We start from the raw sequence: 16,712 nt of genomic DNA, 5'->3' as shown, positions 1-16,712 counted from the left end.
GACATATAGTAGATGGGGGAGAATTCGTATAGTAGTAATAGTAAAATACAGAGTTACTATAAATTAAAACTTAAAAACTGAAGGTAATTAACAGGTATTAATAACTAAGTTCATAGAAAATCTCTCAAAGTTAGTTTCGTACATATAATTGGGGAGGGTACAAGAATGAAGAAAAAAATGAAAAAACTGACGGCAGTTGTAGTGCCAGTTTTAGCAATGAGTATGGCGTTAACAGCATGTTCTTCTGGATCTGGTGGGGAGAAGAAACCGACTACAACGTCTAATAATGGCGGGGAAGAGAAGAAATCTGATATAAAATATGCAGCGAAGCAAGTGCTAAATCGTACAGAAACGAATGAAATTCCGACGATGGATACTTCCAAAAGTACAGATACACTTGGCGCACAAATTTTAGGGAATACGATGGAAGGTTTATATCGCCTTGATAAAGATAATAAGCCAATACCAGCTGTAGCAGAATCTAGCACAAAAAGCGAGGATGGTAAAAAGTATACATTTAAATTACGGAAAGATGCAAAATGGTCAAACGGTGATCCTGTAACAGCGAAAGATTTCGTATTTGCATGGCAACGTCTAGTAGATCCAAAAACAGCTGCTGAATATGCATTTATTGCTTATTATATTAAAAATGCAGAAACAATTAATCAAGGAAAAGCAGAAGTTGCTACATTAGGTGTAAAAGCGACAGATGATTATACGCTTGAAGTGGAACTAGAAAGACCAGTACCATATTTCTTGAACTTAATGGCATTTGCGTCATACTATCCATTAAATGAAAAGTTCGTAAAAGAAAAAGGGAATAAATTCGGTTTAGAGTCTGACACAACGGTATATAATGGACCGTTCGTTCTTACTGATTGGAAACATGAGCAAGGCTGGAAATTAAAGAAAAATGAGCAGTACTGGGACAAAAAGACTGTAAAACTAGAGGAAATCAACTATAGTGTAGTAAAAGAACCAGCTACTAGAGTGAATTTATACGATACAGGAGCGATTGATTTTGCACTTTTATCAGGTGAATTTGTTGATAAGTATAGAAATAATAAAGAAGAGTTTGGCGCATATTCGGAAACAAGTACGTTTTACTTACGTCTAAATCAAAAACGTGGTGGGCAAGATACACCGTTAAAGAGCAAAAAACTACGTGAAGCAATTGCATTATCCATTGATAAGAAAGCTTTAACGAATGTTATTTTAAATGATGGTTCAAAACCAGTGGATTACTTAGTACCAAAAGGTTTAGCGAGTGGGCCAGACGGTAAAGATTTCGCAGAAACGTTCAAGAATGGTTTAAAACAAGATTCCAAAAAGGCAGCGGCAGCCTGGGAAGAAGCGAAAAAAGAACTTGGAAAAGATCAAGTAACGATTGAACTGTTAAATTATGATACTGGTAATGCGAAAAAAGTTGGGGAGTATGTAAAAGATCAAGTTGAAAAGAATTTAAAAGGCGTGACAGTAAATATTAAACTGCAACCATTTAAGCAAAAACTAAAATTAGAATCAGATCAAGATTATGATTTTTCATATGGTGGATGGAATCCGGATTATGCGGATCCGATGACGTACCTTGATATGTTTGAAACAAAAAATTCACAAAACCAGATGAGCTATTCAAATTCAAAATATGATGACATTATTACTAAAAGTAAGACAGAATGGATGGCTGATGCAAAAAAACGTTGGACAGAGTTAGGGAAGGCAGAGAAATTGTTACTTGAGGATGATGTAGCACTTGTACCTTTATATCAAAATGCTAGATCATATGTAATGAAACCAAATATAAAGGGAATTGTGAAACACAATATTAGTCCGGAATATAGCTTTAAATGGGCTTATGTAGAAGAGAACTAATAAAGTGAAACTTTAATCAGGTTGCCTGGTGAATAGTGGGATAAAAAGAAAAAGCATTTTCAAGTTGCGGTATTAAAGCACTTGAAAATGCTTTTTCTATGCACTTTTATTCCTTCCTCGAATATATAAAATAAAAAAGGGAGAATCCCATGGAACGAAATGCTTACATCGATTTCCTAGCTTATTACGGAATAGGAAGTGCTCATCCTGGTGGTTTTACGTTAACAAAACAATTGTTAGCACAATTGCCTTTTAAATATGGAGCAAATGTCCTTGAAATCGGCTGCGGTACGGGGAAAACAGCGGCGTACATGACAAAAGAATGTGGTTATAAAGTAACGGCGGTTGAAAAGAATGAGATTATGATTCAAAAGGCGAAAGATAGATGGTCGTTTGAAGGAATAGATATTCAATTAATTGAAGGAAGTGTAGAGCAATTACCATGTTTGCATGACTCATTTGAGTTTGTACTCGGAGAATCGATACTCGCTTTTACAGAGAAAGAAAGGGTTATCTCGGAGTGCTATCGTGTACTACAGAAGGATGGCAAGCTTGTTGTCATTGAAATGATTATTGATAGGCACATTGATAAGAATGAGGAAGAAAAAATTGCTCAATTATACGGGATGAAAGAATTATTAACTGAGAGTGAGTGGGTACAATTATTTCAGAAAGCAAACTTTAAGCGGGTTACTATTGCTGGCGGAGGTACTATTGCAGAAACGATCTCTGGCTATATAGAAGAGCCAGAATGGAATGTATCCTCGCATATTCCAAATGAATTATATGAGGCATGGGTACAGCATGAAAATGTACGACTTATGTACCAACATATTTTAGGTCATCGTATTTTTATATGTGAAAAATAAAGGTAAAGAGTTGGCTAAAGGTAGTCAACTCTTTACTATGTTAAATGAAAAATAATGCAGCTAATGTAATTCCGAAGATGAAACCAAATCCGAGTTCGACGCCCCATCCACAACCGCCGCCTCCCCAGCCGCCGCAACTACCGCAACCACGACCGCCACATCCACAGCCGCTGAATCCACCACCACAACCAAATCCGCAACTATCACATCTGCTAATGCCGCCACAAAGATCACAACCACCGTTTGCGTATGCGTCATAGTATCCGAATCCTGTATCAAAAGATGAGCGCTGTTGCACTGGCTCAATCCATACAGAGCTGTTTGTCACATCAATTATTTTACCTAAATGAATGCGACCATCACGATCTTCAATGCGAACGACTTTACCGAAATAACGTCGGCACGTATCATAACATTTTTGTCTATGCATGTTCTTTCCTCCTTCCGCATTACAGTAATACGATATGTAAAGGGGACAAGTGCGGCTTGTACGAATGCCCTATCTATCATAATTGTTATAGGAAAGGGGAAATATAGGAAGAGGATATAGAAGGAGGAAAAGGCATGAAATCTACAGATCAGTTTCAGACATACGAAGTACCGTGGGAAGAATTTATTGAAGCATTGCGAGAGGAAATGAAGAAGCAAGTAGGGGCAGATATTATTGATACAGTAGTTTGCAATTTAGAAGATGGTTTTGAAGTGTATACATATGTGCAGGGGGATTTGGACTTTGAATACAAAGAAGCACTTGAAAGAAAATACGGAAGTGATGCAAAAACTCCTAATGTGCTAACAATTATGTTATTAGCTAGTATTTATAGTACAAGTGAAGAGAATTTACGCATGCATGCGGATCATAAAGATAATCCGGTTGTTGAAGTGTATGTGAAGCAATAAATCAAACTTTTTGATATATGTTTTCAATATGAAAAGTAGGAAAAGTCTGTTTAAGTGTAGAGCTTAAACAGGCTTTTTTTACTTATAGTATCAGATAAAAAACGCTAGAAGGAATTATATTCAGTTTATAAAACTGTTTACATAATAAAGTTATGCTGTGTTAGTTGTCCTAAAATACAAGTCATATATCTTGTATCCTCTCATAAATTTAAACATAGGAATTTGTCTACAAAGGTGGCGAAGCCTCATCATGAAAATTCGAATTTGTGCCACATTCATGTTGTTTCTATTTATATGGTTACATCCTTTTTGGACTTTTGCAAAAGGAGAGGAGGCAAAGGAAAGGGTCGTTTCACTTGTATATGATGATTCGGGCAGCATGAGAAATAACGATCGCTGGAAATATGCCAATTACGCTTTGCAAAGTTTAGTTGCGCTATTAGATGAAAAAGATAAATTTTCTTATGTTCCAATGAGCAAGCCGAATGATCCATTAAACATTTCGTTAACGAAGGATAAGAGACAAACAGAAATTGAGGGGATTGGGGCATGGAAGACGTATTTAAATACTCCGTTTAGCGCAGTAGAAACAGCGATGCAATCTATAAAAAAGGAAGCAGATATAGATGGAAAACGTGAATTTTGGCTTATTGTCTTAACTGACGGGGCATTTAATGATTTAGAGAAAGATAAGGTTGGCGGAAAAGAACAAATCTTGCAGAAGTTAGCACAGTTTAAGAAGGATATGGATGCAAAAAAGATATCACTACATCCAATTTTAATTACGATGGAAGAGGATTTAGGGCAGCAAGAAAAGGCACAACTAAATACGTTTAAAGAAATATGGAAGAAAGAGATAAACGGAGTTACGATGCCATCTAGTGGAGAGGATGGTATTGTAAAAAGCGTTAATCAAGTGGCAGCATTAGTTGCAAATCGTGATCCGTTCTCTTCTGTTGAATCGATTGTAAAAACGAAAGTAGTAGGGAAGAAAGTAGAGATTACAACACCATTTCCATTAAAGCGTATGACGCTTGTACGACAATCGCCTTCTCTGCCCGATTATCAGGTCACACAAATTTCTAAACCGTTACAATTACAATCTTCCTATTCCATACATGCACCAGGAGAAGCGAAATTATTCGGAAATATAGTTCATATTAGTACGGAAAAGCAGGAAGTTATTAAACCAGGAACTTATACGATAGAGGTGGACCAGGATATTGAGAAAGAAGGACTACAAGTACTAGTTGAACCAGCGCTTAACTATACTGTTTCTACTTATGACAAAGATGATCGTAGTCAAAAAAATGTGGAAAAAATGTACGAAGGTGTTACCGCGGTTATTGAAGCGAAGCCGACGGAATTACCAATTCAGTCTTCATATTTTCAGGCAGAAGTAGAAATAGACGGAAAACAGTACCCGATGAAGTGGGACGATAAAAAACATGTATTTTACTACGAAACGAAGACTGATAAAGGATTAGTGCGCGGGAAAGTTCATATGAACATAAAGGGATTTTACAGACAGACGAAAGAATTTAAAATCGAAGTAACGGAAAAGCCAAAATTATCAGTGCAAACGATAACGAAAGATTATGAAGAAAAAGTAACAAATTTAGAGAATAGTAAACCTTTTATTATACAACCACAGTTAGATGGTAAGCCGATGACAGAAGAGGCTGTAAAGAAACTATTAAAATCTACTGGTGTCACATCTAAACAATCAATCAACTATGAAATAAAACAACATGGTAATCAAATTTATATTTATCCTCGCCCTCATTACTCCGACACATTCAATTTCACAGATACCGGCACCGTAGAAGCTACCATCATAGTGCAAGATTCAAAATTACAAGAAGTAAAGAAAAAAATATCACTTCATATTCAAAATGCACCGTTCTATGAAAAGTATGCGCTTATTTTTAAGTTTGTTATTCCTATCACTTTATTACTGTTAGTAGTAGGAATAATCGTTTTAGGATGGATTATCCGTCCAAGATTTCACCGGAAAGCACTATTGTATTACGAATGGGATCAAGAAGTAGCGAAAGATTGGTTATATCAATCTGAGCCAGAATTACTTAAAAATAAATGGTGGAAACATTATTTTGGTATTCCGTATAGAGCGGAAAGGAAGACAGTACAATCCGTTACGTTTATAGCAAAGAAAGGATCGAAATCGATATTTGTAGCGAAAGAATCCCAAGTAGTAGGAATGATTATTGATGGGATGTTTATAACAGAGGATGAGGTTGGAATGGAACATAAGACGTTATATCCAAATGAACTTTTAGTAATTGATAGAGGATATGGTAAAGAGATTTACAGGTACGAGTGTGAATAGTAGATAGGGCAAAGAGGGGGATTTTAATTTTCCCTCCTCTTTTCAAACAAGCAAGAATAGGAAGGTGGTTCACATGACGTTACAAGTTCCAACGATATTAATTGGTTTAGGTGGAATCGGTAGTACTGTGACACATCAAATATATGAAAGGCTACCTGAGGAGCGCCGAAAAAAAGTAGCAATGCACGTATTTGATACAGATGTGAATACTTTGAGTAAATTTGATCATATTCGAAAGTTTAAAACACAAACGAGTTCGAGTAAAACGCCAAGAGAGTATATTGCGGGAGACCCAACGATTCCAGAGTGGTTTCCGATGGATCCGACTATACTTGATAAACCGCTGACAGAAGGGGCAGGACAATTACGCGTCATTTCCCGTTTAGCGTTACGTGCTGCGATGAAAGAAGATAAATTGACATCCTTTTGGCAAGAAATTGAGAAGATTTTTCCGGTTACAAGCGATCAAACTGAATATGGAGTGCGTGTTATTATCGTAACATCACTAGCGGGCGGAACAGGTTCAGGGATGTTTCTGCAAATTGCATTATATTTACGTGAAATGCTCCGGAAAAAACTGCAACATCACAACATTTTAATACGTGGTGCGTTTTTAATGCCGGACGTGTTAGTGAAGACGAGAACGGTTAGTGCAAAAGAGTTTGAAACGGTGCAAGCAAACGGCTATGCATCGCTAAAAGAATTACATGCCATTACACTTGGCTCTACTGGAGAATTATCAAAACGCGGTGGCGTCACGATTGAATTAGAATATCGACCTGATCAAGTAGATGAAGACGGGAGAACAAATCACACAATTAAACAACACCATCTACCGTACAATTATTGTTTCTTATACGATTACGAAAATCTACACGGACACCATCTGCATAATTTATCAGATTATATGGAGCAAATGGCAAATACGATTTATTTACAGTTATTTAGTCCGATGTCTGCAAATCATTTTGCACAGGAAGATAATCAAATTCAGCAATTAGCAGAATCGAGCGGAAAAGGACGATATTGCGGGGCAGGAACGGCAAAGATTATTTATCCATATGAGCACGTGTTAAAATATTGTGCTTTAAAATGGGCAGTGCAAGGTTTAGATGAATCGTGGCTTCATTTAGATCAACTGTTTCAAGAGAAAAAGCAAAGATATGATCAAGATGTAAAACGTGGGATGCAGCGTGAAAAGCCAGAGCGTGGGAAAAGTTATTTAGAAGACTTAGAACATCTTGCTACTCGTCCGGAACAGGCTCATATTTTCTATAGACAAATGTACAATGAAACGCGTGAGGGAGCAGAAGGTGGTAAGGTTGGTGTTGCGAAATCTAAACTGTTTTTAGAAGCTGTAGAAAGCTATGTACAGCGTACGGTGCAAAAAGACGAGGAATTAAATCGTCTGCAGCATGAGTGTAAAATTTCGGCTGCGAAGCTGAAAATGATGGAACAAATGAAAGGTGAAGTAGCAAGGGTGGATCATGCAGTTCGTTTATATGCGTATGCGATTCCGAGCCGTGTACATGAACATGTAACGACACTTTTATATGACATGATTGAATCAGACCGTTTTTCACCAAGTGGTTCTGAGGGACAGTCATATCAACTAAATACATGGTTTTTAAAGAAAACAGATCCTGTTCATCCAGTATCCGCTCGTTTTATGTTATATGAAATTCGAAAGCAGTTAGTAGAAAAAATGAATCGATTACATGAAAATAATGAACAAAAGCGTAATTTAATTCAAAACTACGATAAGAAATTTAATGTGAGTAATATTGATGGGACGGTAACAGCTGTTCGCCGAGTAGAAATTGCGCAGCAACAAGGTTGGTTTGGGAAAATGATGAATAACCAGCAGCGTTTATTTAAAAAGGAATTTGAAGATATTGTAACGCAGTACGTACACAAATTAAACGAATACCGTAAAGAAATGCTATTAGAGCTCGTTTATCAATCGCTATATCAAGCAGTTAATAAAATGATTCAATATTGGGAAAGGTTTTTTGATAATTTACACGAAACACGTGAAAATTTATTGTTCGAAATTCAAAAACGAAGCAAGGAATTTGAAGGGAAAACAAACCCAACGAATGTATACGTATTAGCTGAAGAAAAGTTGCAAGAAAAGATATGGCAAGATATGCAGCAACATTTAAATTTAGGGGTATTACCGAAAGATATATCAGCAGAAATTTATATGAGTTTATACGGAGAATATTGCCGGGATGCGAAAACAGAAGAGATTCAATCGAAAAAGGTAGAAGACTTTTATCGCGAGCACATACTAAGTTATTGCTACGATGAATTACAAATACGCTATCGTGATAAATTAGAGCTGAATATCGTTGAGGCGTTACGAAAAGAGGCGGATTATAAGAAGCGTGATCGTGATGAGTACGTCCGTGAAAAAATTGAAGACTTGTTCCATTTAGCAAGTCCATTCGTTCCGAAAGTTTCCCACCATAGGGAATTACAATATTGGGGTATACATCCATCTTTAAAGAAAGAACTACAAGAGGAATTAATTCAAGAAATGTTTAAAGAAAAAGATACAGTACATGAAGCTTTTTCGCCATTTGAAGTCATTTGTTATCGTGCGCATTACGGTTTATCGTTGCAAGACTTCCCTAAGCTTTCCTCAGGGCATATTGCAAATGGATTTATGAATGATAAAGGTGATTATTTTCAGTCATACTATCGCCGTGTGAACAAGTTGAATAGTAAAAAATCTAGTTTAACGCCGCATTTAGATAAGTATTGGCACTTACCAGCATTCATGCCAGACTTAAATGCAACGCAAACGAAGTTGGATTACGATAAATGTAATCGCGCTCTTCTATACGCGTATATGTATCGTTGGATTAGTTTAGTTGCTGTGGATGGCCAGTTTGTATATCAATATAACGGCGTTGGACGTAGCTTCTTAATTCAATCGATGGGGAAAAATATTTCAAGCGAAAGTTATAAATTACACAGAGCATTGCTTCATAACCCATTTATTTATGAAAACATCTTGTCCAGATTTGAAGAAGAACAAGAAAAGGCGATGATACAAGGTGGACATTTATATACACATCCGTTTGTATTAGGTGCTCAAGATATTAGATGGCTTCGTAAAGAGCATGTCCACAATATTTTAGATATGATTTTAATGTATGACCGTGAAGCGAAATATGACCCAACGTTAGAAGAAACTTCTGATGAATTATTAAGATTATTCCTTGATGAAATTGAGTTATATTTCCAAAACTATTACGGTACAGGTGCTGATATGGTTGCGAAGAAAGAGAAAGAAATGTTTATTAAACAATTGTGGGGTCGTTCGTACGCGAAAGGTTATGTAGATCCAAATAGTGCTCCTTATAAAAAATGGCAAAATTTATTAAGTGTTCATGATGAAGAGGAAACGCCAAAAACGAATGTATAATGAATGAAAAGGGAATCCTTAAAAGTGGCAATACAACTTTAGAAAAGAGGGATTCCGGTGCCATTTTTAGGAAGTGTATATCAAATATTTGGATTGTATCCAGAAATTTATTATGGAATGATTTCAGCAGAACTTGCAGAGCAGCAAAGATTGGAACAAGCGGAAAACGAAGAGCCAGAAACAGAAGTGTAACTGTATAAGAAGCTTCAAAATAAAAATGATAACACGCTACTTACTCTTTAAACGTATAAGAGCAAGTAGCGTGTTTTTTGCTATTTAATAATCCCGTTTTCTAAAATTTTTATAGTAGGCGCTACTTTCACATTAGCTTTTGAAAAGGCACTTGGCCAATCATCTTCGACCGTTTTCCATTCTTTATATTGAAACGCTCTCGCATAATCACCAAATCCGAATGGATCAAGTTGCTGCTTTTGAATTTTGTGGATTAAATCATTTAAATCTTTTTTTAGTTGTTTTGTAATAAGTGCAGTTAATTTCTTTCTATCTTTATCTATATCCATGTTGAATGTAAGTTCAGATACGGAAACTTTAAAATCCATTGCAATATTAAATTTGAATTGGTTGCCGCTATAGCCTGTGTGAATGTCACGATTCATGCTAAGAACATTTATTGTTACGAAATCGTCACCTTCTGTATCTTTTCGATGACTATTACTTTCAACTGAATGAGAAGGGATTTTCAGTGTAAGTGAAACGGGTATATTCGCTTTCTTTTGCAACATAAGAAGAAGGGCACTTTCATAGCGATTTAAAGACATTTTATAGATTCCGCGAGAAGTTAATAGTGCAGAGCCGGTAACAATCACGTCTTTTTTCCCTTTTTTTATTTCTGAGATAGCAGGTGTGATACCTTTATTAAAAGTTTGCCTATGGAATTCATGGAATGTCGTAAACGCAGTTCGATTGTATAGTTTGTTCGTATTAATTAAATCTGTTAAATATTCAGGAAGTGCAGGCTTATCTTTGAAATTATTATATATAACTGAAGAAATTGGACCGTTAACTGCAACCATACGCATATTTCCTGTATTTTTAGGATCGCGATACCAAACATCAAGGTAAGGCATAGCTCCTTCTTGTTTTAAAAACTTCGTGCTAAATAAAATGAGCTGTAATTTTTCTGTAGAGACTAATCCGTTACTTGAGCTATTAAACGTCGCTTTTGCTTCTCGAGGTGTATGTACTATTGCTTCATGAGTTTCGAACTTTTTTTCTACATCTTCATTAAAAATAGGGTTTACGTGGTACACGATTAATTTTCCTTTTGCTTTTGCATCAAAACCGTAAATTAATGAAATTGATTGTTTTTCTAAGTCGAGCCGATCTCCACAGCCTGTTAAAAAGGTGATGAGAAAGCAAAGTGTAGTGAAATGAATAAAGCGTCTCATTTAAATTTTTCTCCTTTTCCAATGCTGATAAAGTGTCATGTATAAGAGAAATACGACTGGGAATAGAAAAACGATAAAATAACTTGCAGTTCCCCAAAATTCTCGCAATGCACTTATTTGATACGAAGATGGGATATAAAAGAATAAAACGAAAACACACCCGAATAATAAAAACCAAACAGGCAATGAACTCCCTTTTTTATTAAGTAATTGATTGATTCCATCTGAAGCAGTGAAAATATAGGGAATACAAGAATCAAAAATAATGAAGAGATAAAATGACAAAAAGATAATTTCAAACCGTTCCAAAAATGAAAAGTGAAATGGTGTAACGAGAGAAAGAGTGGGCCATAAAAACTTAGTTATACCATCCGGACTAAAATAAACAAAAGAGACGAACGTGACTTGAAGATAGACAAATAGCGTAATCAAATTCGCAAGAACAATCCCTTTTTTGGCAGATGATTTATTACAGAGATAAGGATAAAGGACAAATGCAAACTCAAATCCAAGAAACGCAATAATAGTTGATTTTACGGTGTTGAAAACTGGTATCCATCCTTCTTTAAGGAGAGGAAGAAGATAAACCCAATGCCCATCTTTAAGTGGGATAAATAATAATAATGGCATCCAGAGTGTAAATAAGACAGTAAAAACAGCATAGCGGCTAATAATAAGAACACCTTTACATGCGAGCATAATCATTGGAATAGATAATAATATCATGATTAAAAACATCGGAGATCTAGGCAAAATCCAAATGTGAATAACGTATAAGAGGGAAAAAATTAAGGAAACAGCTGCAAGAACAGCATATAAAATCCAAAAAATCATTCCTACTCTTCCTAGCCACTTTCCAAGATAACGAGTGAGCACATCAAGTAAATTATAACCGGGATGTTTTTCCATGATTTTTACAATGCATAGACTGACTAAAGTAGTAATAGCGCACCCTATTATAATTGACATCCATCCATCTGTATTCGCCCCTTGTGCCACTTCACGTGGCAGTGTAAGTACACCGAATCCCACTTGAACACCACTAATCGTTAAAATATATTGAAATAAACTAATCTCCCTCTTTGCACGATTTGTCACTTATCTTCCTCCTTTTCTTCTATATCCGGTTGACGATTTTCTTGTTTTAAGTTAAGGGAGAGTGGTCGTTTCTTCATTAGTTTCCATGGTAAACGCACAAGAATGTCTTTTAAATCTGAAGCAAATGACGGAGAAAAAGGACTACCGTAAGGAACACCGAGTGATTCCATAGAAAGAATATGGATGATGATAACGGCCATCCCAACCATAATGCCAATGACTCCAAATAAAGAAGCCATTATCATCATTGGAAAGCGAAGAATCCGAACTCCTGCTGACATTTCCAAATTGGGGATGATAAAAGAAGCGACGGCGGTAATAGATACGACGATAACCATAACATTACTTACTATTCCTGCTTGAACGGCAGCTTGTCCAATGACAATCCCTCCTACGACACCAATTGTTTGCCCGACGGGACCAGGAAGGCGAACAGCAGCTTCGCGAAGCATTTCAAGTACCAATTCCATTAAAAGTGCTTCTAATATAGGTGGGAAAGGGATTTTTGCACGAGACTCTCCAATTGTTAACAATAATTTAAGTGGAATTACTTCATAATGAAAGGAAATCATAGCAATATAAAGAGCTGGAGCAAATATTGCAATAAATAATCCGGTGAAACGAAGTAATCGTATGAAAGATGGAATGATAGGCCTGAAGCTGTAATCATCTATTGTTTGAAAAAAAGATGAAAAGGTCATAGGTCCAATTAATACGCCTGGTGAGCGATCGACAACAACAGCGATTCGTCCCTCCAAAATGTGATGGGCCGTTGTATCAGGGCGTTCGGTTATTGATAATTGCGGAAAGAGAGTATAGGAATTATCTTCAACAAATCCTTCCAATTCTCCGGTAGTAAGAATGGCATCCACTTTGATTGATTCGATGCGGCATGCCATTTCTTGTACGACATCTTCGTTTGCAATGTCTGCTAAGTACAGCAAAAAAACCTTTGAAGTAGCTCGTTCACCAACAGTGAATTCTTTCACTTTCAATTCTCGATTTGGAATATATCGACGAATAAGTGCAAGGCTGTCGCTCGCTACTTCATTAAATCCTTCATGTGAGCTTTTTATGGAAGTTTCTGTTGTAGGTTCTTCAATACTTCTTTTTGGTGCCGCTTGCGTATCAAGTTCTAACGCTGTAAGTTGTCCGTTTATAAATAAAATGCTTTTACCATGTAAAAGGGACTGTTCGATGTCTGACCACTGCTGAACTTTTTTTACATTTCCGATTGTAACGGAAGATTCCAAAAAATCGTCCTCATTCCACTGTTTAAATAGGAGTGGGCGAAGAATATCAATGTTAATAACAGTTTTATCTACAAGTCCTTCCATATATATAAGAGCGGCTTCTTTTCCGTTTTGTAACGGAAAAGTGCGTGTAATTAATTCTGGAATACCACTAAACAATTTGGACAAGTGTTTAAGATTAAGCGGAAGAGAAGAAGAGATAGCTTTATTTAATATGTGATCAGCTTGCTCTTGTGCAGAAAAAGATTTTTCACCACGTATCCATTTATTAAAAGACCCCATTTGTTCGCTTACTCCTTGTTATGTTTTATATGGGTTATTATGGATAGTTCCATGCGGACATATGCGTAGTTTAAATTTTATATTGTATATTTTTAAGTTTAACGATATAATTATAGTGTTAAAGATGGAATCGTGATATGAACTGTTACGAATTTATCGCTATATATATGAATAAATGGATTGGTATTTTAGCAAGATGTGCTAATGAACTACTCCACCATGATAATAACGTGCCGGAATGTGGTGCGTATATTTTCGTGGTGGAGTTTTTTTATTCTCAAAAAGGGGGAAAGACCATGAATAACAACATGGTTCATATTACAATTGACGGGAAAAAGTATACAGCGGAACCTGGTTCAACGATATTGGGTGTTATTAATGAGAACGGGATTGAACATCCACAAATTTGTTACGTGCCAGAAGTAGATCCTATTCAAACATGTGACACTTGTATTGTAGAAGTTGACGGAAAGTTAATACGTTCTTGTTCGGCAGTAGTGACAGAAGGTATGAACATTGAACGTAATTCTACTCGTGCAAAAGAAGCACAAACAGAGGCGATGGATCGGTTACTAGAAAATCATTTATTATACTGTACTGTATGTGACAACAACAATGGGAACTGTAAACTGCATAATACAGCAGAATTAATGGAGATCGAACATCAAAAATATCCGTATGAACCGAAAGTAGATGTAAGTGAAGTGGATATGACGCATCCGTTTTATCGCTACGATCCTAATCAATGTATTGCATGCGGTCAATGTGTTGAGGTATGTCAAAACTTACAAGTAAATGAAACGTTATCAATAGACTGGGAAGCGGAACGTCCACGAGTTATTTGGGATGAAGGAGTAAATATTAATGACTCTTCATGCGTGAGCTGTGGTCAATGTGTAACCATTTGTCCTTGTAATGCTTTAATGGAGAAAACGATGCTCGGTGAAGCTGGATTTATGACGGGATTAAAACCAGATATTCTTGAACCGATGGTAGATTTAATTAAAGAGGTTGAGCCTGGATATAGCGGTATTTTTGCGGTATCAGAAGTGGAAGCGGCCATGCGTGATACTCGTACGAAGAAAACGAAAACAGTATGTACATTTTGTGGTGTAGGTTGTTCATTTGAAGTGTGGACGAAAGGGCGTAAAATCCTTAAAGTACAGCCTTCTTCTGATGCGCCAGTTAACGCAATTTCTACTTGTGTAAAAGGAAAATTCGGTTGGGATTTCGTAAATTCTAAAGAAAGAATTACGAAACCTTTAATTCGTAAAAATGGAGCGTTTGTTGAATCTACATGGAAAGAAGCATTGAATGTAATTGCAAGTAAATTAGGATCGATTAAAGAAGAGTACGGTAAAGATGCTATCGGTTTTATTTCTTCATCTAAAATTACGAATGAAGACAATTACGTGATTCAAAAATTAGCCCGACAAGTATTTGAAACGAATAATATTGATAACTGCTCACGTTATTGTCAATCACCAGCGACAGACGGATTATTCCGAACAATTGGTATGGGCGGAGATGCTGGAACGATTAAAGATATCGCACAATCTGGTCTTGTTATTATTGTAGGTTGTAATCCGACAGAAGGTCATCCTGTTTTAGCTACACGAATTAAACGTGCACATAAATTACACGGACAAAAATTAATTGTGGCTGATCTTCGTAAAACAGAAATGGCAGAGCGTTCAGACGTCTTTGTTAGTCCAAAACAAGGAACAGATCAAGTATGGTTAATGGCTGTTACGAAATATATGATTGATCAAGGTTGGCACGATCAACGATTTATTGATGAGAATGTAAACTTCTTTGAAGATTTCAAAGAAAGTCTTACAGAATATACACTTGAATATGCAGAGGGAATGACTGGTATTTCAAAAGAAACACTTATTCAAATGGCTGAAATGATTCGTGATGCAGATGGTACATGTATCCTTTGGGGTATGGGAGTAACGCAAAATACAGGTGGATCTGATACTTCCGCTGCGATTTCAAACTTACTTCTTGCAACTGGTAATTATCGTCGTCCAGGTGCTGGTGCATATCCGCTTCGAGGTCATAATAACGTACAAGGTGCTTGTGATATGGGTACTTTACCAGGATGGCTTCCTGGATATCAACACGTTACTAATGATATGGAACGTGCGAAATTTGAAATGGCTTACGGAGTGAAAATTAATAGTGAACCGGGTCTTAATAATATTGAAATGCTGCACGCAATTGACGAAGGGAAAATGAAAGCTATGTATCTTGTCGGAGAGGATATGGCTCTTGTAGACTCTAACGCGAACCACGTACACGAAGTGTTATCAAGCCTTGATTTCTTCGTTGTGCAAGATGTTTTCCTTTCTAAAACTGCTCAATATGCAGATGTTGTATTACCAGCAGCACCGTCTCTTGAGAAAGAAGGTACGTTCACAAATACAGAGCGCCGTGTACAAAGATTGTATCAAGTTCTTCCTACGCTTGGAGATGCGAAGCCAGACTGGTGGATTGTGCAGGAGATTGCGAATAAATTAGGTGCAAACTGGAATTATAGCCATCCAAGTGAAATTTTTGCTGAAATGGCAAGTTTATCACCACTATTTTCACAAGCAAACTATGAAGTACTGGAAGGGTGGAATAGTTTCCATTGGGGAAGCTTTGATGGAACGAATACACCACTACTTTTCCAAGATGGATTTAACTTCCCAGATAAAAAAGCTCGTTTTGCGATTGCTGACTGGGTACGTCCAGCTGAATTCCCAGCGGAGTTCGATCTTCACATTAATAACGGTCGTATGCTTGAGCATTTCCATGAAGGGAATATGACAAATAAATCAACAGGTATTCAAACGAAAGTACCTGGTGTGTTTGTTGAAGTTTCTCCAGCACTTGCAAAAGAACGTGGAGTGAAAACTGGTTCATTAGTTCGTCTTATCTCTCCTTTTGGAGCGTTAAAATTACGTGCACTTGTAACAGACCGTGTAAAAGCGAATGAGTTATATTTACCGATGAACTCTACAGATAATGAAACAGCGATTAATTTCTTAACAGGTCCTGCGGTTGATACGCGTACAAATACACCTGCTTATAAACAGACGAAAGTGCGTATGGAAGTGCTAGAAGTTGATGGCGAAAATCCGATGCCAAAAACGAACCCACGTAATAAAAAACGTCATCCTCAAGCTGGTATTGAGGTAAATCGTAAGTGGGCACGTCCAGGGTATGTGCATTTAACGGATAAGTAGGAGGAGA

General features: G+C 36.7%; 11 protein-coding genes. 7 read left to right on the top strand and 4 right to left on the bottom strand.

Translation table 11 applies throughout. The annotated features are described in order from the left end of the window. Positions 1-165 precede the first annotated feature (165 nt). On the top strand, positions 166-1,872 hold the full coding sequence (locus ACTFOB_RS09645; protein WP_440025640.1) for a peptide ABC transporter substrate-binding protein: 1,707 nt from the start codon (positions 166-168) through the stop codon (positions 1,870-1,872). A gap of 149 nt (positions 1,873-2,021) precedes the next feature. Next, a complete protein-coding gene (locus tag ACTFOB_RS09640; RefSeq protein ID WP_440025641.1) occupies positions 2,022-2,741 on the top strand; it encodes a class I SAM-dependent methyltransferase in 720 nt (239 codons plus the stop codon). Between the two features lie 40 nt (positions 2,742-2,781). On the opposite strand, the gene ACTFOB_RS09635 is transcribed toward ACTFOB_RS09640, so the two are convergent. Beyond that, positions 2,782-3,171 carry a hypothetical protein gene (locus ACTFOB_RS09635; protein WP_151634227.1) on the bottom strand — a complete coding sequence of 130 codons (390 nt, stop codon included), beginning with the start codon at positions 3,169-3,171 and terminating at the stop codon, positions 2,782-2,784. 134 nt (positions 3,172-3,305) lie between these two features. On the opposite strand from ACTFOB_RS09635, the gene ACTFOB_RS09630 reads away from it, so the two are divergent. The 4 genes from ACTFOB_RS09630 to ACTFOB_RS09615 all read left to right on the top strand — a co-directional run bounded on the left by ACTFOB_RS09630 (position 3,306) and on the right by ACTFOB_RS09615 (position 9,619). Continuing rightward, positions 3,306-3,641: a hypothetical protein gene (locus tag ACTFOB_RS09630; RefSeq protein WP_440025642.1), complete on the top strand. Its 336-nt coding sequence runs from the start codon at positions 3,306-3,308 to the stop codon at positions 3,639-3,641. Positions 3,642-3,891: 250 nt separating this feature from the next. Further along, entirely contained in the window at positions 3,892-5,991 is a 2,100-nt protein-coding gene (locus ACTFOB_RS09625) for a vWA domain-containing protein (RefSeq protein ID WP_440025643.1), read from the top strand. A 73-nt stretch (positions 5,992-6,064) separates the two neighbouring features. After that, positions 6,065-9,427, top strand: coding sequence for a tubulin-like doman-containing protein (locus ACTFOB_RS09620; protein ID WP_440025644.1), 3,363 nt, complete (start codon positions 6,065-6,067; stop codon positions 9,425-9,427). Positions 9,428-9,484: 57 nt separating this feature from the next. Beyond that, positions 9,485-9,619 (top strand): hypothetical protein, encoded by a 135-nt coding sequence (locus ACTFOB_RS09615; RefSeq protein WP_001116179.1) that lies wholly within the window; start codon positions 9,485-9,487, stop codon positions 9,617-9,619. Positions 9,620-9,699: 80 nt separating this feature from the next. Here the strand turns inward: ACTFOB_RS09615 and ACTFOB_RS09610 are convergent, their stop codons facing one another. The 3 genes from ACTFOB_RS09610 to ACTFOB_RS09600 are packed head-to-tail and all read right to left on the bottom strand — an operon-like array spanning position 9,700 to position 13,469. Next, complete coding sequence (locus ACTFOB_RS09610) at positions 9,700-10,836, bottom strand: Ger(x)C family spore germination protein (RefSeq protein WP_440025645.1); 1,137 nt, start codon at positions 10,834-10,836, stop codon at positions 9,700-9,702. Continuing rightward, on the bottom strand, positions 10,837-11,934 hold the full coding sequence (locus ACTFOB_RS09605; protein WP_440025647.1) for an endospore germination permease: 1,098 nt from the start codon (positions 11,932-11,934) through the stop codon (positions 10,837-10,839). It abuts the gene before it with no gap. Next, complete coding sequence (locus tag ACTFOB_RS09600; protein ID WP_440025648.1) at positions 11,931-13,469, bottom strand: spore germination protein; 1,539 nt, start codon at positions 13,467-13,469, stop codon at positions 11,931-11,933. The genes ACTFOB_RS09605 and ACTFOB_RS09600 overlap by 4 nt, the downstream gene beginning before the upstream one ends. 296 nt (positions 13,470-13,765) lie before the next feature. Here ACTFOB_RS09600 and fdhF point away from each other — a divergent pair, with 296 nt between their 5' ends. Next, complete coding sequence (fdhF, locus tag ACTFOB_RS09595) at positions 13,766-16,705, top strand: formate dehydrogenase subunit alpha (RefSeq protein WP_440025650.1); 2,940 nt, start codon at positions 13,766-13,768, stop codon at positions 16,703-16,705. Positions 16,706-16,712 lie beyond the last annotated feature (7 nt).

The sequence above is a fragment of the Bacillus cereus group sp. MYBK79-1 genome, from assembly GCF_051915365.1.
Lineage (GTDB): Bacteria > Bacillota > Bacilli > Bacillales > Bacillaceae_G > Bacillus_A.
This window is presented reverse-complemented; position numbering and strand designations above follow the sequence as displayed.

Excerpts from the sequence above, each read along its gene's own strand:
- ACTFOB_RS09600 (WP_440025648.1), bottom strand. The coding sequence starts at position 13,469 with ATGGGGTCTTTTAATAAATGGATACGTGGTGAAAAATCTTTTTCTGCA.
- ACTFOB_RS09635 (WP_151634227.1), bottom strand. The coding sequence starts at position 3,171 with ATGCATAGACAAAAATGTTATGATACGTGCCGACGTTATTTCGGTAAA.
- ACTFOB_RS09630 (WP_440025642.1), top strand. The coding sequence starts at position 3,306 with ATGAAATCTACAGATCAGTTTCAGACATACGAAGTACCGTGGGAAGAA.
- fdhF (WP_440025650.1), top strand. The coding sequence starts at position 13,766 with ATGAATAACAACATGGTTCATATTACAATTGACGGGAAAAAGTATACA.
- ACTFOB_RS09625 (WP_440025643.1), top strand. The coding sequence starts at position 3,892 with ATGAAAATTCGAATTTGTGCCACATTCATGTTGTTTCTATTTATATGG.
- ACTFOB_RS09645 (WP_440025640.1), top strand. The coding sequence starts at position 166 with ATGAAGAAAAAAATGAAAAAACTGACGGCAGTTGTAGTGCCAGTTTTA.
- ACTFOB_RS09640 (WP_440025641.1), top strand. The coding sequence starts at position 2,022 with ATGGAACGAAATGCTTACATCGATTTCCTAGCTTATTACGGAATAGGA.
- ACTFOB_RS09610 (WP_440025645.1), bottom strand. The coding sequence starts at position 10,836 with ATGAGACGCTTTATTCATTTCACTACACTTTGCTTTCTCATCACCTTT.
- ACTFOB_RS09620 (WP_440025644.1), top strand. The coding sequence starts at position 6,065 with ATGACGTTACAAGTTCCAACGATATTAATTGGTTTAGGTGGAATCGGT.